The sequence below is a fragment of the Pseudoalteromonas sp. P1-8 genome (genome assembly GCF_001399985.1).
Classification (GTDB): domain Bacteria; phylum Pseudomonadota; class Gammaproteobacteria; order Enterobacterales; family Alteromonadaceae; genus Pseudoalteromonas.
Genome location: NZ_LJSO01000007.1, coordinates 145,209 through 171,346 on the forward strand (window position 1 = coordinate 145,209; position 26,138 = coordinate 171,346).

24 protein-coding genes and 2 tRNA genes (1 of these 26 only partly in view) are annotated in these 26,138 nt (G+C 41.4%); 5 read left to right on the plus strand and 21 right to left on the minus strand.

Annotated elements, in window-relative coordinates; all coding sequences use genetic code 11:
* The 12 genes from AN213_RS20275 to AN213_RS11745 form a co-directional block, all read right to left on the minus strand.
* A tRNA-Lys gene (locus tag AN213_RS20275) sits at positions 1–38 on the minus strand (it extends 80 nt beyond the left edge of the window).
* 168 nt (positions 39–206) lie between these two features.
* Positions 207–968: a tol-pal system protein YbgF gene (gene ybgF, locus AN213_RS11695; protein WP_054561292.1), complete on the minus strand. Its 762-nt coding sequence runs from the start codon at positions 966–968 to the stop codon at positions 207–209.
* Positions 969–980: 12 nt separating this feature from the next.
* Positions 981–1,523 (minus strand): peptidoglycan-associated lipoprotein Pal, encoded by a 543-nt coding sequence (pal, locus tag AN213_RS11700; protein WP_054553016.1) that lies wholly within the window; start codon positions 1,521–1,523, stop codon positions 981–983.
* A 34-nt stretch (positions 1,524–1,557) separates the two neighbouring features.
* Complete coding sequence (gene tolB, locus AN213_RS11705) at positions 1,558–2,916, minus strand: Tol-Pal system beta propeller repeat protein TolB (RefSeq protein ID WP_054561291.1); 1,359 nt, start codon at positions 2,914–2,916, stop codon at positions 1,558–1,560.
* Positions 2,917–2,925: 9 nt separating this feature from the next.
* Entirely contained in the window at positions 2,926–3,864 is a 939-nt protein-coding gene (gene tolA, locus AN213_RS11710) for a cell envelope integrity protein TolA (RefSeq protein ID WP_054561290.1), read from the minus strand.
* A 1-nt stretch (position 3,865) separates the two neighbouring features.
* On the minus strand, positions 3,866–4,300 hold the full coding sequence (tolR, locus tag AN213_RS11715; protein WP_054561289.1) for a protein TolR: 435 nt from the start codon (positions 4,298–4,300) through the stop codon (positions 3,866–3,868).
* On the minus strand, positions 4,287–4,991 hold the full coding sequence (gene tolQ / locus AN213_RS11720; protein ID WP_054561288.1) for a protein TolQ: 705 nt from the start codon (positions 4,989–4,991) through the stop codon (positions 4,287–4,289). Before tolQ ends, tolR begins: the two co-directional genes overlap by 14 nt.
* A gap of 966 nt (positions 4,992–5,957) precedes the next feature.
* The gene (gene ruvB / locus AN213_RS11725) at positions 5,958–6,962 is read right to left on the minus strand and encodes a Holliday junction branch migration DNA helicase RuvB (RefSeq protein ID WP_054553011.1); all 1,005 of its coding nucleotides are present in this window, start codon (positions 6,960–6,962) and stop codon (positions 5,958–5,960) included.
* Between the two features lie 7 nt (positions 6,963–6,969).
* Positions 6,970–7,590 (minus strand): Holliday junction branch migration protein RuvA, encoded by a 621-nt coding sequence (gene ruvA / locus AN213_RS11730; RefSeq protein WP_055198696.1) that lies wholly within the window; start codon positions 7,588–7,590, stop codon positions 6,970–6,972.
* A 1-nt stretch (position 7,591) separates the two neighbouring features.
* Positions 7,592–8,116, minus strand: a complete 525-nt coding sequence (ruvC, locus tag AN213_RS11735; RefSeq protein WP_054561285.1) for a crossover junction endodeoxyribonuclease RuvC — start codon at positions 8,114–8,116, stop codon at positions 7,592–7,594.
* 136 nt (positions 8,117–8,252) lie between these two features.
* A complete protein-coding gene (locus AN213_RS11740; protein WP_055198697.1) occupies positions 8,253–10,754 on the minus strand; it encodes an ABC transporter permease in 2,502 nt (833 codons plus the stop codon).
* Positions 10,744–11,463, minus strand: coding sequence for an ABC transporter ATP-binding protein (locus tag AN213_RS11745; protein ID WP_054561283.1), 720 nt, complete (start codon positions 11,461–11,463; stop codon positions 10,744–10,746). Before AN213_RS11745 ends, AN213_RS11740 begins: the two co-directional genes overlap by 11 nt.
* Between AN213_RS11745 and AN213_RS11750 the strand changes: the two genes are divergently transcribed.
* The 4 genes from AN213_RS11750 (at position 11,464) to AN213_RS11765 (ending at position 14,779) form a co-directional block, all read left to right on the plus strand.
* Positions 11,464–12,081 carry an arylesterase gene (locus AN213_RS11750; RefSeq protein WP_054553006.1) on the plus strand — a complete coding sequence of 206 codons (618 nt, stop codon included), beginning with the start codon at positions 11,464–11,466 and terminating at the stop codon, positions 12,079–12,081.
* Positions 12,082–12,186: 105 nt separating this feature from the next.
* Positions 12,187–12,263: transfer RNA gene (locus tag AN213_RS11755), tRNA-Pro, on the plus strand.
* A 186-nt stretch (positions 12,264–12,449) separates the two neighbouring features.
* Positions 12,450–13,055, plus strand: a complete 606-nt coding sequence (locus tag AN213_RS11760; protein WP_055198698.1) for a hypothetical protein — start codon at positions 12,450–12,452, stop codon at positions 13,053–13,055.
* A gap of 428 nt (positions 13,056–13,483) precedes the next feature.
* Entirely contained in the window at positions 13,484–14,779 is a 1,296-nt protein-coding gene (locus tag AN213_RS11765) for a hypothetical protein (RefSeq protein ID WP_055198699.1), read from the plus strand.
* Positions 14,780–15,027: 248 nt separating this feature from the next.
* Here AN213_RS11765 and AN213_RS11770 read toward each other — a convergent pair whose 3' ends face one another.
* From AN213_RS11770 to lrp, 7 genes are all read right to left on the minus strand, one after another.
* A complete protein-coding gene (locus AN213_RS11770) occupies positions 15,028–16,341 on the minus strand; it encodes an AarF/ABC1/UbiB kinase family protein (protein WP_055198700.1) in 1,314 nt (437 codons plus the stop codon).
* Between the two features lie 139 nt (positions 16,342–16,480).
* Complete coding sequence (gene serS / locus AN213_RS11775) at positions 16,481–17,785, minus strand: serine--tRNA ligase (RefSeq protein WP_054552975.1); 1,305 nt, start codon at positions 17,783–17,785, stop codon at positions 16,481–16,483.
* 9 nt (positions 17,786–17,794) lie between these two features.
* Complete coding sequence (gene crcB, locus AN213_RS11780; protein WP_082389253.1) at positions 17,795–18,181, minus strand: fluoride efflux transporter CrcB; 387 nt, start codon at positions 18,179–18,181, stop codon at positions 17,795–17,797.
* Entirely contained in the window at positions 18,174–19,511 is a 1,338-nt protein-coding gene (locus AN213_RS11785; protein WP_055198701.1) for a replication-associated recombination protein A, read from the minus strand. Before AN213_RS11785 ends, crcB begins: the two co-directional genes overlap by 8 nt.
* A 3-nt stretch (positions 19,512–19,514) precedes the next feature.
* The gene (gene lolA, locus AN213_RS11790) at positions 19,515–20,141 is read right to left on the minus strand and encodes an outer membrane lipoprotein chaperone LolA (RefSeq protein WP_054561276.1); all 627 of its coding nucleotides are present in this window, start codon (positions 20,139–20,141) and stop codon (positions 19,515–19,517) included.
* The gene (locus AN213_RS11795) at positions 20,141–22,633 is read right to left on the minus strand and encodes a DNA translocase FtsK (protein ID WP_055198702.1); all 2,493 of its coding nucleotides are present in this window, start codon (positions 22,631–22,633) and stop codon (positions 20,141–20,143) included. Before AN213_RS11795 ends, lolA begins: the two co-directional genes overlap by 1 nt.
* 141 nt (positions 22,634–22,774) lie before the next feature.
* Positions 22,775–23,254: a leucine-responsive transcriptional regulator Lrp gene (gene lrp, locus AN213_RS11800; protein WP_054552971.1), complete on the minus strand. Its 480-nt coding sequence runs from the start codon at positions 23,252–23,254 to the stop codon at positions 22,775–22,777.
* Positions 23,255–23,396: 142 nt separating this feature from the next.
* Between lrp and ald the strand changes: the two genes are divergently transcribed.
* Positions 23,397–24,518 (plus strand): alanine dehydrogenase, encoded by a 1,122-nt coding sequence (gene ald / locus AN213_RS11805; RefSeq protein ID WP_054561274.1) that lies wholly within the window; start codon positions 23,397–23,399, stop codon positions 24,516–24,518.
* A gap of 101 nt (positions 24,519–24,619) precedes the next feature.
* Here the strand turns inward: ald and rluB are convergent, their stop codons facing one another.
* Together rluB and scpB are read right to left on the minus strand one after the other, a co-directional pair.
* Positions 24,620–25,492 carry a 23S rRNA pseudouridine(2605) synthase RluB gene (rluB, locus tag AN213_RS11810; RefSeq protein ID WP_055198703.1) on the minus strand — a complete coding sequence of 291 codons (873 nt, stop codon included), beginning with the start codon at positions 25,490–25,492 and terminating at the stop codon, positions 24,620–24,622.
* Positions 25,489–26,079: an SMC-Scp complex subunit ScpB gene (gene scpB, locus AN213_RS11815; RefSeq protein ID WP_054552968.1), complete on the minus strand. Its 591-nt coding sequence runs from the start codon at positions 26,077–26,079 to the stop codon at positions 25,489–25,491. Before scpB ends, rluB begins: the two co-directional genes overlap by 4 nt.
* Between the last annotated feature and the right edge of the window lie 59 nt (positions 26,080–26,138).

Here is a 26,138-nt window from a genome sequence, read left to right on the forward strand (position 1 = left end):
TTAAAAGTCCACTGCTCTACCAACTGAGCTAATGACCCGCTCTTTTTTCCGCATTTTGGCTGTTGTTACCAATCGCCTGCTGCGGGCGCTTATAATACTTATTTAAATGCTGAGTGCAACAGAAAATATCTCTTTTTTTAAGTTTTTATGTCTAGTTGCCTAATTTTAGACCGCTTATGTCAAAAAGCAGTCTAATCAGGTCAAATCTACATTTGCGACAGACGTTCTGTGGCTAATTTAGCAGCGGTAGTACTTGGGTACTGATTAATTAAATCATTAAAGGTTTTAAGGGCTTGCTCGCCTAAACCTTGATCCGCTAATAAGTTTCCTAACTTTAACATCGCATCTGGGCGCTTATTAGAATTAGGGTATTCATTCACAACAACTTTAAAGTGCTCAGTTGCACCAGCTTGATCGTTTTGGATTGTTAACAGCTGACCTAACCAATAATGCGCATTAGATGCATACACTGAATTAGGGTAAGTAGTTAAGAATGTTTGGAACTCAGGAATTGCTTGCTCATAACGTTTATCTTTCATGATTAACGCTACAGCACGTTCATAGGCTTCGTTTTCAGATAAGTCTGAACTGATTGCCTGTGATGCACCCACATCCGTATAAGTGTTAGTAGGTTGAGTTTGTGTTGCAGCAGGCTGACTATAAGCTTGGCTTACACGGTTCTCAATCTCTTGATAAAGCTCACGCTGACGTTGTAATACTTTTTCAAGCTTATAGCTTTGCTCTTCAGTAATACCACGTACTTGGCTCACTTCGTCTTGTAAAATATTAAGCTGCTGCTGAAGCTCAGCTTGCAATAAATTACGTGACTTCATCATGTTTTCTAAAGCGACTAAACGCTTCTCAATGCTCGATTGCGAGCTTGCAGCTTCTGAAACAGGAGCGGGAGCAGCCCATAACTGGGTGCTCCCGCTTAAGATCATTGCTGCCAAAATAATTTTCGGCTTCATAATGACTCTTTATTAGTAAACTAATACTGCGCGACGGTTCTTCGCGAACGCTTCTTCAGTGCGAGACTTAACCATTGGCTTCTCTTCACCATAGCTCACTACTGACATTTGGCTAGCAGAAACACCTAAACTTTGTAGGTATTTTTCTACTGCTTGACCACGGTGCTCACCTAGTGCGATGTTGTACTCAGGCGTACCGCGCTCATCTGCGTGACCTTCGATTAGAACTTTAACTGAAGGGTTTTGTACTAAGAACTCAGCGTGTGCTTGTAATAGTTCAGCATATTTGCTTTGGATTTTTGCGTTATCAAAACCAAAGTAAATGATTTGCTCTTGACGTAACGCTTCGTATTTTTCACGAAGTGCTTCTTCAGCTTGTTGCTCTGGAGTAAGCGTTGCAACTTCAACAGTATCAGTGTTGTTTGATTGCTCAACCATACCTTGGTTAGATTGGTTTGCAGCACCTTCGTCAACACCTGAAGAAGAGCTACACGCCGCTAATGTCATCACTGGCACAGCAATTAGCAGGCCTTTTAAAGTTTTATTAAGTTGCATTTAATTGATTCCTATATTGAGTAAACCAGTAAAATTACTGTAAATAAGGCGACCAAGCTGGTGCCTTTACTTGTCCGTTTAGCACAGGTAAGCGTGCTTTAAAGCGACCGTCCATAGAAACTAACGCCAACACCTGTTTATTATTATGAAGCGTGCTGTAGATAATCATCGAGCCGTTTGGAGCGATACTCGGTGATTCATCTAAGCGAGTTCTAGTTAATACTTGGAACGCGCCTGTAGCTAGCTCTTTCTTAGCAAGATGGTATTGACCGTTGGTACGGTTCACCATCACTAATTCTTTTCCGTCTGGAGAAACCGAACCTGCTAGATTCATATCTCCGTCAAACGTCATGCGTTTTGACCTACCAGTTTGCAAATTTAACTTATAAATCTGGGCATTACCACCCCTTTCAGACGTAAACACAATATCTTGCCCATTAGGGAACCAAGATGGTTCAGTATCTATACTACGGTGGTTTGTAAGGCGTCTTTCTTTACGAGTTGCAAGGTCTAAAACATATACTTCTGTTGCACCATTTCGGTCTTTAGAAAGCACTAATAATAACTTTTTACCATCAGGCGAGAACTGCGGTGCACCATTAATACCAGGGTGACTTGTGATCAGCTCACGTTTACCTGTGTATAAATCTTGAATATAAATTTGGCTTTGACGATTCTCAAATGTTACGTACGCAAGCTTAGTACCGTCAGGTGACCACGCTGGTGACATTAATGGCTCTTTAGAGCGAAGTAACACTTGCTCATTAAAACCATCGTAATCAGCAACTACAAGCTGGTATGGCTTAGGCTCTTCTTCGCGAACAATCACATAAGCAATCTTCGTTAAGAATGCACCTTTTTCACCCGTAAGCGCTTCGTAAACTACATCACTAATGCGGTGCGCGTAACGGCGAAAACCTGTTTCAGCAATTACGCTTTCACGCGCGTCTAAAATGTGATCTTGGCTTTTAACTAATTGGCCATTGCTCATCATTTGCGTTTCGCCACCGGTAATTTGACCACGAATAACATCAATAAGCTCATACTTAACTAAGTAACGGCCATTTGTTTGCTGCTCTACTTGGCCTACAAGAACCGCTTCAACGCCTTTATTAACCCAAGCGCCGTAATCAACGTCGGTGTCAGTAGCTGGAAGCTGCGGCATTGTGTTCACGTCAATTGGCTTAAACTTACCACTACGCATTAAGTCAGCTGCAATCACTGAGCTTAATTTTTCAGGGATAGTTCCTACACCATTGTACTGGAAAGGTACAATCGCAATTGGACGTGCACCGTCAATACCATCGGTGATCACAATTTCTAGTGCAGCACTGGCAATGCCATGAAAGCCCAGTAATACAATAAAACATGCTGTTTTTATCTGGTTAAACATATCATTCCTTTAAAATTGAGGCGCTATTGTTAAATTAATATTTTTAAGTTGCTCAAATACTTCACGGTCTGGTGATACTGGAAGTGTGTCTGCCATACGCACCGCGCGCATTGCAGCTTCACATACCAAGGTATCTCCGCCCAGTGATTTTACTTGAGTCACTAAGCCATTAAAACCAAGACGAATATTAAGACGACATTCTTTACCTTTCATCTTCTCATCTTTTAAGAAGTTTTGTTGAATGCGCGCCATAATTAACGCTTTATATTTTTCAACTTCGCCCACTACTTGTTGCTGGCGCACTTTATTACGTGCAGCCTGCTCAGCAGCTAATTGTTCTTGTAGCATTTGCTCTTGCAGTGCTTGCTGGCGTTTACGCTCTGCTTCAGCTTCTTTGCGTTTACGTTCAGCTTCAGCTTCGGCAGCTTTACGCTTACGCTCTTCTTCCGCTTTCTTTAACGCTTCTTCTTCAGCTTTACGTTTTTCAGCTGCAGCTTTCGCTGCGGCTTCAGCTTCTTGCTTTTGCTTTTCAGCCTGTTGCGCTTTAGCTCGTTCTTTCTCTTGAATTTCACGTGCTTTCTTCGCTTGTGCTTCTGCTTCTGCTTTTTCTTTCTCTTTCGCGCGGCGTTGCTGCTCTAGCTTTTTAAGGCGTCTGTCTTCAGCTTCACGTTGCTTACGTGCATCATTTGCACGGCGCTCAAGGTCACGAATACGTTTTGCTTCGGCTCGTTTTTTTGCTTCTTCTTGCTTTTTAAGCTCGGCAATTTTCTGCTCAACCTTTTGCTGATCAACCGTTACTGCGGCAACGGCTTTTTCAGGCTCTGGTAAAGCAGGGTTCAGCGTTACTTCCATCACCTTAGGCGCTGGCATATGAAAATTAGCTGTTGCTACTAATAAACCTGCTATTGCAAGGTGCAAAAGAACCGATTTTACTACTGATGCACCCATACTAGCCTTTCGTCCCCTCGAATGATTCGGTCATAAGACCCACTGAAGGCACACCAGCATTTTTCAAAAAGTCCATAAGCAGCAGTACTTCTTGATAAGAAACACGGCCAGAACCTTTAATCATTACAGGTGTATCTGGATTTTTTTGCAGTTGAAGTTTAATTACCGCCGCAACATCCAGCGCTTCCATTGGTGCTTCTGGGTCAGTACCAATACTTACATAGTACTTACCTTCAGCATCAATTGACGCAATGATAGGCGGTGTATCTTTAGTATCAACTAAATCCGATTCTTCCATTTTCGGCAAGTCCACTTTTACGCCATGGGTAATCAGTGGCGCAGTTGCCATAAATATAATTAGTAGTACCAACATTACATCAATGTAAGGTACTACGTTTATTTCACCTACAGGGCGACGTTTCTTACGCTGATACATTCGCTTTAGCCTCTATTTGCGCAGCTGCTTGGCGGTGTAAAATATTGGCGAATTCTTCCATGAAGTTAATGTAATTACCTTCAAGCTTTTCTACTTTATTGGCAAAACGGTTGTAAGCAATTACAGCAGGGATTGCAGCAAATAAGCCCATTGCAGTTGCAATCAGCGCTTCGGCAATACCTGGCGCTACCATTTGTAGCGTTGCTTGTTTAACTTCACCTAACGCGATGAATGCGTTCATGATACCCCATACCGTACCAAACAGACCGATGTAAGGACTAATTGAACCCACTGTTGCTAAAAACGATAAACTAGACTCAAGCTTTTCAACTTCGCGCGATAGCGCAACTCGCATTGAACGATGTGTGCCTTCCATTACGATGCCTGCACTTTGAAATGTATTTTTCTTATGACGTGCAAACTCTTTAAATCCTGCAACGAATAATGCTTCAACACCTGATGCACCACCAGGACGAGCAGATACTTCGTTATATAATTTACTTAAATCAATACCTGACCAAAACTTTTGCTCAAAACGCTTAGCGCCATTAAGTGCATCAGAAATCGCTTTTTTACGTTGAAAAATAATTGCCCATGACATTACCGACATACCGACTAATGCCAACATTACTAGCTGGACAAGTACACTGGCTTCTAGAATAAGATCTAAAAAGTTAAGCCCTGATCCCACGTTAAACTCCTAAAATAGATTTCTATGTAATTTGTTATATTTTTTACACTTGCATTTATTGACCACAATCATGGCCAAAAGTTACATCTAGTGTATCTAGTCAGTTATAAACTGACAACGCTCTTGCTGTGAATTAGCGGCAAATAACGGTAAAAAGCAATTTGCTTAGTTATTTTTTAGCCATATTAGGTTTTATCAACACATTTACGCATATTTTCACCTTAATAATAAGTCACTAGAATAGCTCTTAAAAGCAACCAAAACAGCCAAAAACACGACGTTTATTCATAAATTACGCATAAACACCCAAAAGCACTTTTGCAAATCTACTACAGAATACTTAAACTAATCCTGAATAAAGATCACAAAATTTATAAAAACCCTTTTATTCAGAAGGTTAAAAACAAAATAGTTACAAAGTGAACAAAAAGAAAACAATTCAATTTTTAGCTCACATTAGTTTTTTTTATCTGAAAATAAAATTTTTCTAGTTTGAAGAAAAATCCATCATTGCGTATTATTTACCTATACCGAGCTAGCAACCTAATGAAAGTTTCTTTCATCAAGCTCCGTTTTTAGCAATATGAAGTTTCGTATTGCTCTAGGTTTACTTAAATCGGGATAAAACCTTATTCAAGTAGACCGTAGTTCCCTGGATTACTTCCTTCAACTTGTTGTTTGCCCGCATCCTTATGCGGGCTTTTTTTTGCCTACACAAACGCCAATGAGAATACCTACCGATAACTTAACAGCATGTGAATTACAGATGTTAAAATGAGACAACAACCCAGCGGTAAGCGGTAAGCGGTAAGCGGTAAGCGGTAAGCGGTGGTAAGCGGTAAGCGGTAAGCGGTAAAAACCTATACACCTACTTAATATAAGCAAGTTATCTCGATAAAAAAAGCAGCTCTCTCGAGCTGCTTGATACTTATAGCTTAAAGCTTGTAACTAACCGCGGGGTTTTAGTTATTTCTCAGGCGTTAGCCCAAAGTGTAAATAAGCAATGTCTGAAACGAGTCGTCCGCGTGGGGTACGCTGAATAAAGCCTTGTTGAATTAAAAACGGCTCTATCACATCTTCGATGGTTTCTTTTTCTTCGCCAATTGCAGCCGCTAGGTTATCAAGGCCAACTGGGCCGCCCATAAATTTTTCGATAATAGCTAGCAAGTATTTTCTATCCATGTAGTCAAAACCGCTTTTATCGACATCAATCATATCGAGGGCTTGCTCTGCAACTGTGGCATTCACTTTGCCGTCTGATTTCACTTGGGTGTAATCACGAACGCGGCGTAATAAACGGTTTGCTATGCGCGGTGTACCGCGTGAACGCTTGGCGATTTCGGTTGCACCTTCATCACACATGGTTAAGTCTAAAAAGCTTGCTGAGCGGGCAACAATTTTTGATAAGTCTTCAACAGAATAAAACTCTAATCGCTGAACAATACCAAAACGGTCTCTAAGTGGTGAGGTGAGTGAGCCAGCACGAGTTGTTGCACCAATTAAAGTAAATGGCGGCAAATCAAGCTTGATTGAGCGTGCTGCGGGGCCCTCACCTATCATTATATCCAGCTGATAATCTTCCATTGCAGGATACAAAATCTCTTCGACTTGCGGGCTCAAACGGTGTATTTCGTCAATAAACAGTACGTCACCTTCTTCAAGGTTCGTTAAAAGCGCAGCTAAATCGCCTGCTTTTTCGAGTACTGGCCCCGACGTTGTTTTAATATTAACGTTAAGCTCGTTGGCAACAATATTTGCAAGTGTGGTTTTACCAAGACCCGGTGGACCAAATATTAATAAGTGATCCAGCGCTTCACCACGGTGGCGAGCTGCCTCGATAAAAATCTCCATTTGTTGCTTAACATGCGGCTGGCCTGTGTAATCGGTTAACAGCTTTGGTCGTATTGCACGATCAACACTGTCTTCGTTACTTTGTTCACTCGCATCTATTAAGCGATCTGCTTCAATCATGGTTTACTCACAACATTGATTTTAGAGCTTCTTTAATTAGAACCTCGGTCGTCATATCTGGTTTGTTCACTGTTTTAACCGCTTTTTGTGCTTGCGGTAGCTTATAGCCTAATGCCACAAGTGCTGATACTGCATCATCGGCAGCATTATTTGCCACTAGGGTATCATCACTTGATGGCTCAATGACGGCATTATCGCTAAATGGTGTAAATAAGTCATTACCCCAATCTTTGAGTCTGTCTTTCATTTCGAGCACTAAACGCTCAGCCGTTTTTTTACCAACACCTGGCAGTTTAACCAGTGTTGTTGCATCTTCATTGTTAACACAACTTACAAATTGCTGCGCTGACATACCCGATAAAATAGCAAGACCAAGTTTTGGCCCTACACCATTGGCTTTTAAAAGCTCTCTAAATAAAGCGCGTTCGGTTTTGTTGTTAAAGCCAAATAATAGCTGGGCATCTTCACGTACCACAAAATGGGTATAAATAACCGCTTGCTCACCCACTGCCGGTAAATCATAAAAGCAAGTCATGGGCATTTGTACTTCGTAGCCTACACCACTTACTTCAATAAGAATTTCTGGTGGCTGCTTTTCAACAAGTAAGCCATTTAATCGACCAATCATATTACTTCCTTAATCTTCCTCTTACGGTTTTGCTCGCACTGCCCGCAAGTTTTATTAAATTTTGTTCTGAGTGTGCATGACAAATAGCAATTGCTAAGGCATCTGCGGCATCGGCTTGAGGGGTACCTGGCAGCTTTAAAATGTTTTTAACCATATGCTGTACTTGAGACTTATCGGCGCCGCCATTACCTACAACAGCCTGCTTAATTTGCCTAGCTGAATATTCATAAACTGGCAGCTCTGCCATTGAAGCGCCAACAATCGCTGCTCCACGTGCTTGACCGAGTTTAAGCGCTGAGTCTGGGTTGTGTGCCATAAACACTTTTTCTATAGCAAAACTGTCTGGTGAGAATTGCTCTACTAATTGACTGATCCCTTGGTAAATCATTTTTAAGCGTACCGGAAAATCGTGATCGGCCAGTTTAATGCAGCCACTGCCTAAATAAGTGAACTTAGCACCTTGGTGAGCAATCACGCCGTACCCTGTTAATCGTGAACCAGGATCAATCCCTAAAATTATCGCCAACTAACTGACCCGTCTATTATCATTATTATCTGCGGTTAATAATGCCAGAGCACTGTATAAATTACCAGTAACCAATTGCAATTCATAAAAAATGCCCGCAATTGCGAGCATTTTATAGTCAACTTTCAAGAGACTTTTACGCGAGTGAACGTAACAGGCCTTGGGTATTTTTTCGCATTGTGCGGGCTATCATCAAATAACCTAAACATGCCACAAATAAGCCCCCGACTGCAGGGCCAATCACCCAAATATGAGGGTGGAACTTACCTGCTAAATCGAACATCTGTTTTTGTACTATTAACAGAGCAATGTCACTGACAATGGCTGCGACTAAACCTGCGGTAACACCTAATAGTAAAAACTCATATAAGGTGGCATTTTTAATTAAGCGCCCTTTCGCACCTAAAGTTCGCAAAATAACAATCTCTTGCATTCGCTCGCCTAAACTTGCTTGCACTTGTGAAATCAGAACTAAAGCACCACAGGCAACCACAATCGCTAGTACAAAGCCAATCGCTAACGATACTTGCTCTATGGTTGAGCGAATTTGTTTAATAAAGCTCTCAACATCTATCACGTTAACCGTTGGGTATTGACGCATCAACTCATTAAACTCACGTTTTTTCTCTGCTTTTACATTCACTGATGAAATATAAGTAGCAGGAAAGCTCGCTAGTACATCAGGGCTTAAAATAATAAAGAAGTTAGGTTTAAGTGTGGTCCAATTAACCTTACGTACACTGGTGATTTTTGCATCAAACGACTGCGCACCAATTAAGAAAGTAAGCGTATCGCCAATTTGTACATCAAGGCGTTCAAGCATCGACTCTTCTACCGATGCCTCGGCTACTGAGTCTTCACTAAACCATGTACCGTCGATAAGCTCGTTTTGATTAGGTAAGTCTTTACGCCAAGTTAGGTTTAACTCACGACCAATACCAGAGCGGGCTTCTTCGTCTTTCTTTTCGTTGTCTTCTTGCGATACTTCGCGGGCAACCAACTCACCATTTACGGCGTTTACACGGCCACGAACAACCGGATAGAAATCAGACGTTGGCATATCGTTTTGCGCTAAGAAGCTAGTTATAGGCTCTAACTCTTGCTCAGTAATGTTCACTAAAAATGAATTAGGGGCATTTTCAGGAAGCTGAGACTGCCAATCCGAAATCATGTCGTTCTTAAGTACAATTAAAAACAGTAATAACTTGATAGCCAAAGCAAAGCTAATTAATTGTACCGCATTCACATTGGCACGCTTTTGAATTGACGCAATCGCCAATGACCAACTATTGCCCGGACTCAAGCCAAGTTTGCGGCCACCACCAAAAATAACCTTTGATAAACCAAATAACACCGCAATTAAAAATGCCGTCGAAAGGAACAAAATTGCACTAATTTTGATGTTGTTACTAAATAACCACATCAGTAAAAACACAGTAAGCGCCGACATAGTAAGGTGCACTTTACTTACTAATAAACGGTCGCCTAAGTTACGACGCAGTACACGTAGCGGCGGAATATCAAATAAATCGAGTAGCGGTTTAATTGAAAACATAACCGCACAAATCACACCCGTGCTAATCGCAATGATCCAAGGCTTTGCCGATGCACTCGGCAATGCTGAGCCCATGGTTTGTGCCAAATAATCCGTGGCAACCGCTTGTAAACCATAACCAATCAGTAAACCGACAATCACCGACATTGAACATACAAGGCTCAAATGTAATAAATAGATCTTACGGATCATAGAGCGGCTACCGCCAAGCGTTTTCATCATAGCAACTGGGTCGTACTGACGCTCACAATACCGTTTTGCCGATACCGCAATAGCAACAGCAGCTAAAATAATGCCAAGTAAACCAGCTAGCAATAAATAGCTTTCGGCACGATTTAAACTATTAGAAATAGGTGACTGGCGGTCTTTAACGCCATACCAACGCTGGTTTTCTTTCATCTGTGGTTTTAACCAAGCATAAAAGCTATCTAAGTTGTCTTTGTCGCCAGCATAAAGTTGGCGGTAAAACACCCGACTGCCCGGCTGAATTACCTCTGTAACAGCAATGTCTGCTTCATTAATTAAGATTCGCTGGCTGCTCGAGAACACATTAAACGGTGCATCTGGCTCTTCGGCTACAACATGACTAGCCGTAAACGTAGCAGCACCAAGCTCTACTTTATCGCCCACTTTAATGTTTAGCGCATAAAACACAGATTCACTTAACCACACTTCACCACGACTTGGGATATCAGAAGTTACTTGTGGTTGGTCAGTCAGGCTGGTTTTTACTTTTAGCTCGCCTTTTAACGGATAGGTATTTGATACCGCTTTCACCGAGCCAAGTTGCATTTCGTCACCGGCAAATAGCATGGTGTCGAAGTAAGTTATTTTAGCGGTGCGTAAGTTATCTTGGTTGGCTTTTTCTAAAAACTCAGCAGGTAAAGCATGGTTACTTGCTAAAACGCGATCAGCGGCAATAAAGGCACTGCTTTTTTCTTCAATACTTTGGCCAATTCGGTCGGTAACCATAGACAGTGTTAAAACAGTGAGAACAGCTAAGGCTATTGCTGCACTGATCACTGTTAATTCGCCACGCTTAAACTCACGTGAAAACAGTTTTAGTGCTAATTTAGCCCACATTCGCTTGCACTCCTTCGCTTTCTTTTACAGTTACTAACTGCCCTGCTTCAATATGTAAAATTTGCTGACACTTTTGTGCAAGCTGCTCATCATGGGTTACTAAAATGAGTGTTGTGCCATGCTCTTTATTTAGTTCAAATAATAAAGACTCAATTAACTTACCGTTTTTGCTATCAAGGTTCGCTGACGGTTCATCGGCAAATAAAATTTTCGGTGTGCCAATAAATGCACGAGCAATTGCTACACGTTGCTGCTCACCGCCAGATAATTGCGATGGGTAATGACCAACACGATGGCTTAAGCCTACCTTTTCAAGTAACTCAAGTGCTTGCTGCTTAGCGTCTTTGCTTCCTGCAAGTTCTGCCGGAAGCATTACATTTTCAAGAGCTGTTAAGCTTTGTACAAGCATGAAAGATTGAAACACAAATCCTACTTTTTCAGCGCGAAGTGCTGCGCGTGCTTCTTCATCTAATTCGTGTAATGCGGCTCCGTCTAAATGAATACTGCCGCCCGTTGATTGGTCAAGGCCCGCCAATAAACTTAATAAAGTAGACTTACCCGAACCAGAGGTGCCCACCACGGCAACTGAGTCGCCCGACTTGACATTAAAGCTGATGTCACTGAGGATGGTCAGGTCGCCCTCAACCGTGGTGACCGTTTTAGAAAGTCCTTTAACTTGAATGATGTTTAATTGAGAAAGCGCTGACATATGATGCATCCAATCCTACGTTTTATATTCGTTTTACTGTTAGTAATCAAACCACTTACGGCAGCAGCTGACAACACAATTTTAATTCTAGGTGACAGTTTAAGCGCCGCTTACGGACTTAAACAAGAGCAAGGCTGGGTTAAATTGTTACAAGATAAGTACGATGAAAAAGACCAATCTGTATACCTAGTAAACGCCAGTATTAGCGGTGAAACCACAGGTGGCGCCCTAAGACGGCTCGACGCGTTACTAAGCGAATTTGAACCCACTCATGTACTCATTGAGCTTGGCGGAAACGATGGTTTACGAGGTTTCCCTATTAAACGCCTGCAAGCTAACTTACGTGATTTAATTGCAAAAAGCCAAAAAATTGGGGCGAAAACCGCCGTAATGGAAGTACAAATTCCACCAAACTATGGCCCGCGTTATACCAAACTTTTCACCGATAGCTTTAAAACCATTGCCGATGAAACAGATTCTGAGCTCATGCCCTTTTTCATGCTTAGTATTGCAGGCCGTCCAGAACTTATGCAAAACGATAACCTGCACCCTAATGCCGATGCTCAACCATTAATACGCGACTTTATGTACAAAACGATCAACGATTGGCTAGATTAACCTCTAGCCCATTGATTTAATACCGATTGCCTGAACAATTAACAGGCAATCGAACTGTGGAGATATTGATTTTTATAAAAAAAGCCGTACTATGGCATGCAACGTCGGCATATAGCGCAGCTTGGTAGCGCACTGTCATGGGGTGTCAGGGGTCGCAGGTTCAAATCCTGCTATGCCGACCATTTTTCTACACTCTATTCAATAAGTTACTTGAATTTACTTTCTTGTAAGTTTACTTTTAAAGTATGCTCTCTTCTACCTTGATGAAATTAAAGATCAAAGGTATTTTCGAGTTAAAGTATTAACATTAAAGAGACATGTAACCTATCATCGATAAGTGGAGCAATTAGCCTAAAAGGCTAATTTGAATGGAATCAATGAAACAAAATCTACATTGGCGTTATTATCTCTCGCTAGAATCAGATGTATATGCAATGTCACGTTACATTCACTTCTCCAGTGATAACTTTAAAGCATATTCCATTGAGCTAGCGAAGCTCTATCTGGCTATTTGTGCTGAGGTAGAAGTCGTGCTCAAAGAAATATGTGGTATTTGCCCCTCTAAAAAATCTAAAGAAGCAAACATAGCAATTTACCGTGAATGTGTAGTTGAAAATCAAAAAGGGCTGATAACTGAAGAAGTACAATCTTTCGAATTCGAACTGCAATTTATCCCATGGAAAGATTTTAACGAAGGCAAGTCTCCTTCATGGTGGAGTGACTATAATTGCTTAAAACATGAACGCAGAGAGCATTTTAATAAAGCTAATTTGGGTAACGTGCTACAAGCTGTCGCAGGCCTGTATATAGCAAATTTATACTTAGGAAAGGTTTTATCAAACAGAGAACAAGATATTGATTTTATACTTGATATTGGAGAAATTTACGCTACTTACCCTAAAGGTAAAAAGCTTTTCCAACCAATAGGAATTCAATCAAGTATTGAAAATCAACATTACATCTTATCAAGGTAAGCTTACCTTTAAATCGTCATTAACATTGTGTAATTCAATTCGTGTCTTTCACAATCTTGCTACAACAATCCAGAATTCATCGACAATAGACATGACTCCTATAGCTCAATTAGCATAGACTAAAAACACCTGTGGCTATTAATCATTAATTTTATTAAAACTTACTATTAGAAGGAATCAATAGTTAGTATATATAACTAAAATTATAAAAACGTAAAAACCCTCCCTTACAAATCTAAACAGGCTCCTTAGAAGGATTAAAAGTCGAGACCTCTCGCTTTTATATATTTATAATTTAAAAAATATGATTCTATCCTAGTGGCATAATTACAAGTCAGATACTACATTATAAATAATTGGATAATTAAATTATAAATATTCCGTTCTTATGAGTTAGGAAAGTTATAAATTGAATTAAGGAAAATACGATGGTGCTGAAAAATATTATCTTTATCTTGCTTTCATCTGCAATCATAACCGGATGTGTTACGAATAAGGGTCATCGTAGTGATTTTAAAAAAGTCTGCGATTATCAAAACAGAAATGATTGCTCTGATTCAGGTTTCACTAGACAAAAAACCGAAAACTCAAAATACCACTTGGGTTTTATTGAATTTGATGATCAAGGCTTCATCCAAGGTCGAGATAAAAAAAACTTTGTGATGAACCAAATCCGTAACAGAGTGGAACAAGCTGGAAAAAGTGGTAAACCAGTGCTTTTACTAACCTTCATTCATGGATGGCATCATAACTCCGAAGGCGATCCAGAAGACAGAGATATTTTTAGGTTTCGAGAGGAGTTATTATACAAAGCAGCAGACTATTTTACTGATCATGAGATAATAGGAGTTTATTTAGGATGGCGAGGTAGAGTTATAAAAGGTCCTTTAGACTTTTTAACATTTTGGAATAGGAAAAGCACTGCTCATGAAGTTGGACAAAATGGGATGACGTCAACTCTCCTAGAAATCGAAGATGCAGTTAAAGGCTATCCTATTCGAAACGCTCAAAACAAAATGGTTACAATTGGTCACAGTTTTGGTGGCGCTGCATTGTATTCCGCATTGAAGGGTGTTTTGGCTAATCGATTCACCCAGAGCCGCCCTTTTGGTACAACAAATGAGGTCGATGGGTTTGGAGATTTAGTTTTACTAATGAACCCAGCTTTTGAATCATTGCAATATCAAAGTTTATTTGAGTTATCTCAATATAATTGCCTACCTTATCCAGAAACACAGCTTCCAAAGTTGATGGTACTAGCTTCTAAACAAGATAAAGCCGTTGGTATTACATTTCAGATTGGTAGACTTCCATATACACTTTTGGAAAATCATGAAGAACAATTCGCTACGCGCTGTATAACACCTTATGATCGTAATGACGAATATGCTGTAAATCAATGGCGGGCAGATATGCTCGCAATAGGCCATCATGCAGCATATAGCACTCATAAGTTGCAAAAGCGTACATCCACACTAACCAAGGATAATAAAAATCTTACCAGTCAAGAATCTTGGTTAAAAAACCAAAGAAACGATGATGGAATTATTCCAATAACAAATAATGTCGAACTCGAGTCTTACAATAAAACATTAGCAAATAATCCTTATATGAGTGTTTTTGTTGTGGATAATTTGATTCCTGGTCATAACGAAATATGGGGTAATGAAATTGTAGAATTTGTCAGAGAATTAATACAAATAACGAACTCAGAGTCAAAATGATGTGAGAATATCATTACAAACTTAGAGTTAATTTTGTTCCGAGACTAATGATGAGTAGTTTCTTTGGAATAATTTAGTTTTAATGGTCAATAGACTGTTCACCAAAGACACAGTTAAGCAAGATATATATACATTGAACCTAAAAATTGATTAAAAAACTTACCTTACGGAACTTGATGAGCAGAGTTTTGTGAATAGCTCTTTATGAAATTACGTATCACCCTTTGCTTATTCACGTTATATTTGAACTACGGTAATCCAAACCATTTAAAAATACTACCCACATTCACTTTTGCACCTAGCTTTGCAGCGATTAAAAAGAGCCCTGCTAGTTTTCTGTGAACGAACAAGGCATCTACGGGTGGTGCGTGCCAATGCTCTGAGTCAGTGCTCATTTTGAGGCCGAGCTCTTTAATGCGTTTTGGTAAGTCGCTATTTGCAAAATCATACTCACCTTGGTAGCGCAGGGGCTCGCAGGCGAGTAAAAATATATCGACGACATTATCTATATACTCTTGAGCAAGCCCTTGTTGAAAATAGCCAATTTGCTGTGCTGCTGTTGCAACGCCTGCTCTGTCGTTACTAATCGCGGAAGATAATAATTTTAAATAACCATCACTAATATGCTGAGGTAGTTCGCGGGTAGCGCCAAAATCTAAAAGCACTAGGCGTTGATTGTCGATTTGATATTGATAGTTGGCAAAGTTTGGATCTGTTTGAACTAGTTTAAAGCTAAATAATTCACGTAAGAATAGGCTTAGTAGCTGTTCAACCGCTTTATTTCGTAGCGCTTGCTCAGTGGTTGCCAGTGCATCGAGTTCTTGCCCTTCAACAAAACTCATGACTAAAACTTGAGAAGAGCTAAGCGCATCTACCACATTTGGAATAAGGTAATTGTCATCACCCTTTAAACACTCGCTGTAGCGTTTTAAATAATTAGCTTCTAATTCATAGTCAGCTTCGTTTATAAGCTGTTGTTTAGCTTCATCGATTAGAGGCTGTATTTCTACCTCTTTGGGTAATAAGCCACTGAGCTTCAGAAGGTAAGCTAAGTTATCAACATCACTGGCGATGCCTTTTGCAATACCTGGGTATTGCACTTTAACTGCTAACTTTTCGCCCGATTCTCGATAAGCAATATGCACTTGTCCTATTGATGCCGCAGCAAATGGTCTGAGTTCAAAGTGCGATAATTGTTCTAGCCACGCATCGCCCCAATGCTCACGCATTACTTTAACTAGCTGCTTTTGCGGCATAGCTGTCGCTTCTGCACGCAGCCTTGCTAAAATTGCAGATAGCTCAGGAGTGAGTAATTCACCACTATCCATGGATAACAGCTGCCCCAATTTCATTGCAGCCCCACGCAGATTTGCAAGCTGCTCTGCAAAGCGCTGAATATTTTTTGGCTGTAACAGTAACTCTTGTCGTGATGTTTGCTTGCCCGTCGCCCAAGCTTTTGTGCCTTCAAACAACATATTACCTGCGACTTTACCAGCTAAAGAGCCAAGCCGAGCAGCGCGTGAAAATCGTGATGTTGGCACAGACTTTTGTTTATTACTCATATTGCTTCACACTATTAACTTAATGCATTGAATACGTTAATTGTTCAGGTTTAGATCCACTTTATATTTTAATAGATTTTAGGCAACAAAAAGGCCGCAAGGTTTCCCGATGCGGCCTTTAAACTCAATATCAATATAATTATTTAATAACTTCTAAGCCACCCATGTAAGGGCGTAATACTTCTGGTACAACAATTGAGCCATCAGCTTGTTGGTAGTTCTCTAAAATTGCTACCAGTGTACGACCAACTGCTAAACCTGAACCATTTAATGTATGAAGTAGCTCTGGCTTTTTCTCACCTTGACGACGGAAACGCGCTTGCATACGACGTGCTTGGAAATCAACCATGTTTGAACATGATGAAATTTCACGATAGGTGTTTTGTGCAGGTAACCATACTTCTAAATCGTAAGTTTTAGCTGCGCCAAAGCCCATATCACCCGTACATAAAATTACTTTACGGTATGGAAGTTCTAATGCTTGTAAGATTTGCTCAGCGTGACCTGTTAGCTCTTCTAGCGCTTGCATTGAATCTTCTGGTTTTACTAGTTGTACTAATTCAACTTTGTCGAATTGGTGCTGACGAATAAGACCACGTGTATCACGGCCATAGCTACCTGCTTCACTACGGAAACAAGGTGTATGTGCGGTTAAACGAATTGGTAAGTCGCTTTCGTCGTAAATTTCGTCACGAGCACTGTTCGTAAGTGGTACTTCAGCTGTAGGGATTAAGCTAAAACCTGGTTGTTGCTGACCATCGTCATCCACTAAACCTAAGGTGTGGAATAAGTCACCGGCAAACTTAGGTAATTGGCTAGTGCCGTATAAGCTTGCGCTATTAACAAGGTAAGGCACATACATTTCTGTATAGCCGTTTTGCTCTGTGTGCGTATCAAGCATGAACTGCGTAAGAGCACGGTGCATACGTGCAACTTGACCGCGCATAACAGTAAAACGCGCGCCACTGATTTTAACGCCCATTTCAAAGTCTAGGCCGTTTACGTCTTGACCAACATCAACGTGATCTTTTACTTCAAAGTCATACGACTTAGGCGTACCCCAGGTTGAGATTTCAACGTTTTGATCTTCGTCTTCACCTACTGGTACTGACTCATCAGGTAAGTTTGGAATAGCAAGTGCAATTTGCTTAAGCTCTTCAAGTACTGCGTCTTGCTCTGCTTTAACGCTGTCTAGTTGATCACCAAGATTACTCACTGAATCAAGCAGCTGTTGTGCTTTTTCGTGCTCGCCTTTCGCTTTTGCTTGGCCTATAGCTTTGGAACTTGCATTACGCTCGCTTTGAAGTTCTTGCGTTTTTACTTGTAATGTTTTGCGTTTTTCTTCAAGTGCAGTTACCGCTGCAGTATCAAGTTCGTAACCGCGTGATGCTAAACGTGCAGCCGCTTGTTCGATATCTTGACGTAAATATTTAGAATCTAACATGTTCGATTTTTAACCTTTTTGCATTACCAGCTGAAGGCCCAGCCAAGCCATAAATATACACACCACCACGTTTAAGGTGATATTGAGGGCCATTTTAAAAAAGTGACCTTGTTGCAAGAGCAACAACGAATCCATTGAGAATGTTGAAAAGGTGGTCAATGCACCTAAAAAGCCAATACCAATTAAGGTTTTAGCGGGGCTAACAGCGATTATTTCTTTTTCAATCAAGCCGTATAAAATGCCCATTAACAATGAACCAAGAATATTAACTGTCAACGTGCCAAAAGGGAATCCCCTACCGAGCAGTTTTAGCATGGTTTCGCTAAGAAAATAGCGTAAACATGCCCCTGAAGCGCCACCCATTGCAATCATCATGTAAAGTTTCAAACTATTCATAACGTTTAATATCACTTTGCTCGTTACGCTGAGTTAAATAGTCCAGCTTTTGTTTTATTTTTTGTTCAAGCCCGCGATCGGTTGGAAAGTAATACTGGCGATCATGAATTGCCTCAGGAAAATACTTTTCGCCTGCTGCAAACGCACCTTCTTCATTGTGTGCATAACGATATTCAGCGCCATAACCCAAATCTTTCATTAAGCTAGTTGGTGCATTGCGTAGATGCTCTGGCACCGGATGGCTCGGCTCATTTTTAGCATCTTGCATAGCTTGATTAAACGCCATATACACAGCGTTACTTTTCGGAGCACTGGCTAAATAAATGGTGGCTTGTGCAATAGCGCGCTCACCTTCACTGGGGCCAACACGTTGAAAAATATCCCACGCGTTGAGTGCCACTTCCATTGCTCGCGGATCGGCATTGCCAATATCTTCTGTAGCAATCGCTAATAAACGCCTAGCCACATAAAGCGGGTCGCCGCCCCCTGCTAAAATACGGCAGTACCAATATAAAGCGCCATCAGGTGAACTACCCCGTACAGACTTATGAAACGCTGAAATCAAGTCGTAAAACTCATCGCCGCCTTTGTCGTACTTGGCTAAGTGAGTTGGTAGAACTTGGCTTAAAACATGTTGATCAACAAGGTATTTACCCTGCTGCTCCGTGGTTAAATCAACCGCTTGCTCTAACAGGTTAAGTACTTTACGTGCATCGCCATCACTTGCTTGGCAAAGCGCTTGTTTAGCATTATCGGCAATGTCTATATTTTTTTGGCTGAGCTCTACGTCTTCACGTAAGGCGCGTTCAATTACGTTAAATAAATCGGCTTGTTCAAGTGCTTTTAATACATATACACGGGCACGAGACAGTATCGCGTTATTAAGTGCAAATGATGGGTTTTCGGTGGTCGCGCCAACAAAAATAAAAGTACCGTCTTCAATATGTGGTAAAAATGCATCTTGCTGAGATTTATTAAAGCGATGCACTTCGTCAACAAACAATAAGGTTCGTTGCCCTCGCCCGGCAAGGTTTGCTTTTGCTTCGCTTACGGCCTCACGAATGTCTTTTACACCCGCTGTGACTGCCGACATTTGAATAAGACTGGCGTCGGCATGATTTGCAATAATCTGCGCTAAGGTGGTTTTACCAACGCCTGGCGGCCCCCACAAAATGAGGCTGTGGCATCGACCTGCAAGAATCGCTTGGTAAAGAGGTTTATCGGGGCTTAAAAGGTGCTGCTGACCTATGTAGTCATTGAGTGTTTCGGGTCGCATGCGCGCCGCAAGTGGGCGCACATCAGGACCAAAATTAAATCCGAGATTACTCAAGCCTTAATCACCTTGACTTTGGTCGTCAACTTCAACGCCTTCAGGAATAGTAAACTCAAAGGTTTGAGTTGCAAGTGCTTCGTTTACTTTAGCATCTTTAAAGGTAAATAAAGACTGTTGACCAGAGGTATCTAATACTGTCAGTGATGCTAGACCTTGCTCTTGAGCATTAAAGCGAATGTCTAACTTTTCAACTTGGCTCTCAACGCCTTTATTTGGCGTGACGCTGAAACCTGCATCGGTTGCCACAACTTGGTATTTAGCCCATTGCTCTGGATCTTTTGAAGTCAACAATACAAACGGAGTTGAATCAATCAGGCTGTGGGTATTCATAATCGTTACTTGCTCAGCAAAGCTGTCGAAGTAATACGTTTTGTCGCCATTTGATACAAACAAGGTATCGTCTGGGCTTTGCTGTTGCCAGCGAATCATCATAGGTTGCTGAAGGGCTATATTCCCCTCACCTTGCATAATAGCTTCGCCTTGCGAATCGGTAACCTGCTGTGAAAACTCTGCTTTAAAACTTTTAATCGCAGCCAGTTGTTGTTGCAACGCTTCGCTGTCGTCTGCAAAACTTTGACCGCTTAATAAACAACCCATAATTAGGGCTAGGTATTTAATTTTTTTCATTAATTTGCTCCACCATTTGGCACTAAGACTTCGCGGGCACCGTTGTGTCCTGGTGCGCTAACAATGCCTGATGTTTCCATTTGTTCAACTAAGCGTGCTGCGCGGTTATAACCTACACGAAGCTTACGCTGTACACTCGATACCGACACTTTGCCGGTTTCAATTACAAATGATACTGCTTCATCGTAAAGCGGATCTGACTCTTCATCACCGTCTTCACTGGTTTCTCCTGGTAGTAAAATTTCTTCTGTGGCATCGCCACTTAAAATTTCATCAATATAATTTGGTTTGCCACGTTTTTTCCAATCGTCTACAACCGCATGTACTTCGTGGTCGTCAACAAACGCGCCATGCACACGCACTGGTACACTGGTACCCGGCGGTAAGTAAAGCATGTCACCCATACCAAGTAAGTTTTCAGCACCTTGCTGATCTAAAATGGTACGCGAGTCAATTTTACTTGAAACTTGGAACGCCATACGGGTTGGAATATTCGCTTTAATCAAACCGGTAATTACGTCAACCGATGGGCGCTGTGTTGCTAGCACTAAGTGAATACCTGCAGCACGGGCTTTTTGCGCGATACGTGCAATCAGCTCTTCCACTTTTTTACCCACGATCATCATCATGTCGGCAAATTCGTCAATAACCACCACAATACTTGGTAGTTTATCTAGCTCTTCAGGGCCATCGGCCATACCGTCGGTGTCTTTAAAGAGTGGATCTAGAATCGGTTGACCCGCTTCTTTGGCATCCAACACTTTTTGGTTGTAACCTTTTAAATTACGCACACCAAGTGCCGACATCAGCTTATAACGACGTTCCATTTCGCCTACACACCAACGCAATGCATTGGCTGCTTCTTTCATGTCGGTAACAACTTCACATAATAAATGTGGGATGCCTTCGTACACAGAAAGTTCAAGCATTTTCGGGTCGATCATGATCATACGAACATCATCAGGGCCCGATTTGTACAGTAAGCTTAATATCATTACATTAACGCCCACTGACTTACCTGAACCTGTGGTACCCGCAACAAGTAAATGTGGCATTTTGCCAAGGTCAGCGCATACCGGCTCGCCAGCAATGTCTTTACCTAACACCATAGTCAGTGGTGATGGATTTGATTCGAACTTAGGCGCATTAATAACTTCGCTTAAACGCACTATTTCACGGTGTTTGTTTGGTAGTTCTAAACCTACATAGGTTTTACCCGGAATAACTTCTACCACACGTACGCTTACAGCAGACAGTGAACGTGCTAAATCTTTCGCTAGGCCAGTGATTTTAGCTACTTTAATACCCGGCGCTAAATCAAGCTCAAAACGCGTTACAACCGGACCTGGGTAAACACCCACAACCGCAGCTTGAATGTTAAAATCAAGTAATTTGGTTTCAACTAGACGCGAAATACCATCAAGCTCTTCTTGAGATAATGGGTTTTTCGCTTTATCTGGGCGGTCTAATAAATCAAGTGATGGTAACGGGTTTGTAGGCGGCTGCTCTTCAAGCAAAGCTTCAAACTTTTCTTTTGCCGTTGGCGGCGGCTCGTATGCAGGCTTTGGCTTAGGCATAGGGCGCGCAGGCGAAACAACCGTTGTGACAGGTTTTTCTGGCTCAACAACTGGGCTCTGATCAAGCGCATTCAGTGCCGATACGGTATCGAATGATTCATCATCAAGGGCACTAAAACCAATTTCTTGGTCAAGAATATCGTCTAGTTCATCAAAGCCTTTAAAGTCATCATCGGCTTTTTCAGCAGGCTTTTGCTTAGGCTTAACAGGCTTTGGTTCTTCTTCATCCGCATCATTAAAGCTAATTGCTGGCTCGTTTTCTGGCTCTACAAAGTTAGCGTCAGGCTCTGTAGTGGCGATATCTTTAACAGCTTCTTTTTCACGATGTAGCCAAGCAGAAAATTGCTCACGTAAAAAGTAGAATGCTTTCATCACCCACTTGCCGACAAAATCGACAAATTGCACCCACGAAATACCGGTTAATAGGGTTAAACCAGCAAAGAAAAAACACAGTAGTAAAATGGAGGTGCCGGTAAAATTAAAGGTAGGCATCATTGCTGTCGCAATAACATCTCCCACTACCCCACCAGATGAGAAGTTATAAATATCATCAAAATTTATGCTGCTGATGGCAGTTGCTGAAGTAATAAACAGCGCAAAACCAATAACACGTAAGGCAAGCGTGGTGTAATCAAGCTGGAAAATACGGTGTGGCTGTTTAAACAATAAATAACCGAACAATTGAATAGCAACAGGCACTAAATAAGCAAGCCAGCCAAAAGTGAGTAATAGGATATCTGCAACCCAAGCTCCCGCTGTGCCGGTAATATTCTTAACATTAACAAATTCACCGGTTTGCGACCATGAAGGGTCCGCAGGATCAAAACTGATTAATGCACATAAAATAAATACTGCAGCAAAGGTGCTGATGATTAGCCCCGTTTCTAACAGTCTTTGAACACCATTTAGGCGCATAGCTCCCTATTCCTTATTATTCTTTACTGATCGATTAGCAGTGAAATACCTTAGCAGGAAATGCCGTTTGATGCACTTTATCTTAGCCTTGATGGACTGATAATGAACAAGTTTTTGTTACTCAATATGTATTTTAACAGTTTAGGCAATATATGGGCGAATAATGACCCCTTCTTCACCTTTTACTTCTTCCATTACCACATAAGTTCGGCTTTCACTGACATTTGGTAGTTTTAGTAGAATATCACCCAGTACATTGCGATATTCCGACATATCATTTACACGTGTTTTTAATAAAAAGTCGAAATTACCCGATACGAGATGGCACTCGATTATTTCGTCGTGCTTTTTAACTGCAGCATTAAACTCTTCGAAAACATCTGGTGAGGTTTTAGTGATGGTTACTTCTACATAAACCGACAAACCTTGGCCAAGTTTAGCAGGATCCACTACTGCTTTATATCCGAGTATATACCCCTCTCTTTCGAGCTTTTTTACCCGCTCCAAACAAGGGGTGGCACTTAGCCCTACACGCCTTGCCAGCTCTACGTTAGAGATCCGACCATCGAGCTGTAATTCCATTAAAATTTTACGGTCTATTCTGTCGAGTAATTGATGCATAAGCCAAACCAGAGTTTTGCACTGTTTAAAATGTATTTTTAGATTATATCACTAGAATAACACTTAAAAAAGGTGAGACACACTGGCTGGTCATGAATATAATAGTCAAAAATTTTATCCCGTTCTATTAAGGCGAAAAACTATGATTATTGGTGTACCTAAAGAAATCAAAAACCATGAATACCGTGTAGGTATGGTTCCTGCGAGTGTTCGTGAACTAGTAAACCATGGCCACCAAGTGTTTGTTGAAACTGATGCTGGTATGGGCATTGGCTTCACTAACGAAGATTATGTTGCAGCTGGTGCTGAAATTTTACCAACAGCAGCAGACGTTTTTGCTAAAGCTGAAATGATCGTTAAAGTAAAAGAGCCACAAGCTGTTGAGCGTGCAATGTTACGCGAAGACCAAATTCTATTTACTTACCTTCACTTAGCACCGGATCTTCCACAAACTGAAGACCTAGTTAAAAGTGGCGCAGTGTGTATCGCTTACGAAACAGTAACTGATTCACGTGGCGGTTTACCTCTTCTTGCTCCTATGAGTGAAGTTGCTGGTCGTATGTCTATCCAAGCTGGTGCACAAGCGCTTGAAAAATCAAACCACGGCCGTGGTATGTTACTTGGTGGTGTACCAGGTGTTGAGCCTGCTAAAGTTGTTGTTATCGGCGGCGGCATGGTTGGTCGTAGCGCAGCGCAAATGGCTGTTGGCCTAGGTGCTGACGTTGTTGTTCTTGACCGTAACATCGACGTACTACGTGCATTAGACGCACAGTTCGGTAATAAAGTTAAAGCTATCTACTCTACTGCTGACGCACTAGAAAAACACGTACTAGAAGCTGACCTTGTGATCGGTGGCGTACTAATCCCAGGTGCAGCGGCGCCTAAACTAGTGACAGCTGAGCACATCAAAGCAATGAAGCCTGGTTCTGCAATCGTTGACGTTGCAATCGACCAAGGTGGTTGTATCGCAACTTCTAAAGCAACTACTCACGCTGATCCTACTTACATCGTTGATGACGTTGTTCACTACTGTGTTGCTAACATGCCAGGTGCTGTTCCACGTACTTCTACGTTTGCACTTAACAACGCCACATTACCATTCATCATCAACCTTGCTAACAAAGGCTACAAGAAAGCGCTTCTTGACGATGCAAACTTCTTAAAAGGCTTAAACGTGATCAAAGGTAAAGTTACTTATAAAGAAGTAGCTGAAGCTTTCAACATGGAATATGTTGACCCACGTACAGCTGTTGAAAATGCTTAATTAGCGTTGTGAAACAAAAAAAGCAGCGATATCGCTGCTTTTTTTTATGCCTGTTTGCAAGTGTGAAGTGTTCTACTTGCAAACAAGTTTGAAAATAGTTTTTAACGACGCTTAGTTTGTTTAGCGCGTTGATTGTGCTTTTTAACCGCCTTACGGATTTGGTTAATTTTAGCGCGCTTGTCTTTACGCTTTTCAGGAATAACCGACAGCTTAGTTTGCGTTTCGCGGCCTAGTTGTACTGTTTTACGTAAATAGTTAACCGTGTCTAAATCAAGCTCAGCCCAACCACCTTGTGGCAAGCGCTTATCAAGCTCTAACTTACCGTAACGAATACGGATAAGACGCGATACTTCAACATCTTGTGATTGCCATAAACGACGTACTTCGCGGTTACGACCTTCTGTTAAAGTGACATTGAACCAACGGTTGATACCTTCACCACCCATAGGTTTGATGTTTAAGAATTTTGCAGGACCATCCTCAAGCTCAACGCCTTTTGTTAAAGTGCGTAGCGTTTCGTTAGTCACTTCACCAAACACGCGAGCTGAGTACTCACGCTCTACTTCGTAGCTTGGGTGCATTAAACGGTTAGCAAGTTCACCATCGTTAGTAAACAGCATTAAACCAGCGGTATTAATATCTAGTCGGCCAACTGCAATCCAACGTTCGCCATCAACACGTGGTAGACGATCAAATACCGTACGACGACCTTCAGGGTCTTTACGTGTACATAACTCGCCTTCTGGCTTGTTATACATAAGTACACGACAAATACGGTCGGCTTTGTCTTCGATTTTCACTACGTGACCGTCAACTCGAATTACATCGGTTGCTTCAACACGGTCGCCTAAACGTGCCACTTTACCATTCACGCTCACACGATTAGCATCGATGTATTTTTCCATTTCACGACGTGAACCCACGCCAGCACGGGCTAATACTTTTTGTAACTTTTCAGTTTCTACATTACTCATTCAGATAGTTCTCTCACAGAAGGATCGCTCAATAACTGGTTGATTTTACTCTCCTGAAGTTCAGGTAACGGCGGTAATTCATCTAAACCAGCTAATGAAAAATAATCTAAGAAAGCGGATGTTGTGGCATATAACGCTGGGCGCCCTGGCACCTCTTTGTGGCCAACAACTCTAACCCACTCTCTTTCTAATAAGGTTTTAATTATTCCTGAGCCAACAGCGACCCCCCGCACTTGTTCAATTTCACCACGGGTAATGGGTTGTCTATAGGCAATCAAGGATAAAGTTTCTAGTAGTGCTCGTGAGTATTTAGGTGCGCGCTCTTGCCATAAGTTTGCCAGCCAAGGCGCTAAACTAGCGCAGGCTTGAAACCTGTAACCGCTGCCTACTGCAACAAGCTTAATGCCTCGGGTTTGATAATGCGTTTGAATTTGTTCAATTGCATTATTAATGCGCGGCATAGAAACGCTTAAATCAGCTAATACTGTCTCTTTTAAATGACGTTTAGACACAGGTTTTCCAGCAACAAAAATCGCGGCTTCTATGATTTCGACTAACTGTTCATCACTGATACGTTTTGTGGCCATCGCTACTAAAGGTCATTTTAAATCACTAACGCTCTATTATGACAGAAGTCGGCCAAGGT

Coding starts and splice junctions, on each gene's coding strand:
- lrp (WP_054552971.1), bottom strand. CDS start 23,254: ATGCATCAATTACTCGACAGAATAGACCGTAAAATTTTAATGGAATTA.
- ybgF (WP_054561292.1), bottom strand. CDS start 968: ATGAAGCCGAAAATTATTTTGGCAGCAATGATCTTAAGCGGGAGCACC.
- ald (WP_054561274.1), top strand. CDS start 23,397: ATGATTATTGGTGTACCTAAAGAAATCAAAAACCATGAATACCGTGTA.
- AN213_RS11765 (WP_055198699.1), top strand. CDS start 13,484: ATGGTGCTGAAAAATATTATCTTTATCTTGCTTTCATCTGCAATCATA.
- ruvA (WP_055198696.1), bottom strand. CDS start 7,590: ATGATTGGTCGATTAAATGGCTTACTTGTTGAAAAGCAGCCACCAGAA.
- lolA (WP_054561276.1), bottom strand. CDS start 20,141: ATGAAAAAAATTAAATACCTAGCCCTAATTATGGGTTGTTTATTAAGC.
- AN213_RS11740 (WP_055198697.1), bottom strand. CDS start 10,754: ATGTGGGCTAAATTAGCACTAAAACTGTTTTCACGTGAGTTTAAGCGT.
- serS (WP_054552975.1), bottom strand. CDS start 17,785: ATGTTAGATTCTAAATATTTACGTCAAGATATCGAACAAGCGGCTGCA.
- crcB (WP_082389253.1), bottom strand. CDS start 18,181: ATGAATAGTTTGAAACTTTACATGATGATTGCAATGGGTGGCGCTTCA.
- scpB (WP_054552968.1), bottom strand. CDS start 26,079: ATGGCCACAAAACGTATCAGTGATGAACAGTTAGTCGAAATCATAGAA.
- ruvB (WP_054553011.1), bottom strand. CDS start 6,962: ATGATTGAAGCAGATCGCTTAATAGATGCGAGTGAACAAAGTAACGAA.
- rluB (WP_055198703.1), bottom strand. CDS start 25,492: ATGAGTAATGTAGAAACTGAAAAGTTACAAAAAGTATTAGCCCGTGCT.
- AN213_RS11745 (WP_054561283.1), bottom strand. CDS start 11,463: ATGTCAGCGCTTTCTCAATTAAACATCATTCAAGTTAAAGGACTTTCT.
- tolB (WP_054561291.1), bottom strand. CDS start 2,916: ATGTTTAACCAGATAAAAACAGCATGTTTTATTGTATTACTGGGCTTT.
- tolR (WP_054561289.1), bottom strand. CDS start 4,300: ATGTATCAGCGTAAGAAACGTCGCCCTGTAGGTGAAATAAACGTAGTA.
- tolA (WP_054561290.1), bottom strand. CDS start 3,864: ATGGGTGCATCAGTAGTAAAATCGGTTCTTTTGCACCTTGCAATAGCA.
- AN213_RS11750 (WP_054553006.1), top strand. CDS start 11,464: ATGATGCATCCAATCCTACGTTTTATATTCGTTTTACTGTTAGTAATC.
- pal (WP_054553016.1), bottom strand. CDS start 1,523: ATGCAACTTAATAAAACTTTAAAAGGCCTGCTAATTGCTGTGCCAGTG.
- AN213_RS11795 (WP_055198702.1), bottom strand. CDS start 22,633: ATGCGCCTAAATGGTGTTCAAAGACTGTTAGAAACGGGGCTAATCATC.
- AN213_RS11770 (WP_055198700.1), bottom strand. CDS start 16,341: ATGAGTAATAAACAAAAGTCTGTGCCAACATCACGATTTTCACGCGCT.
- AN213_RS11760 (WP_055198698.1), top strand. CDS start 12,450: ATGGAATCAATGAAACAAAATCTACATTGGCGTTATTATCTCTCGCTA.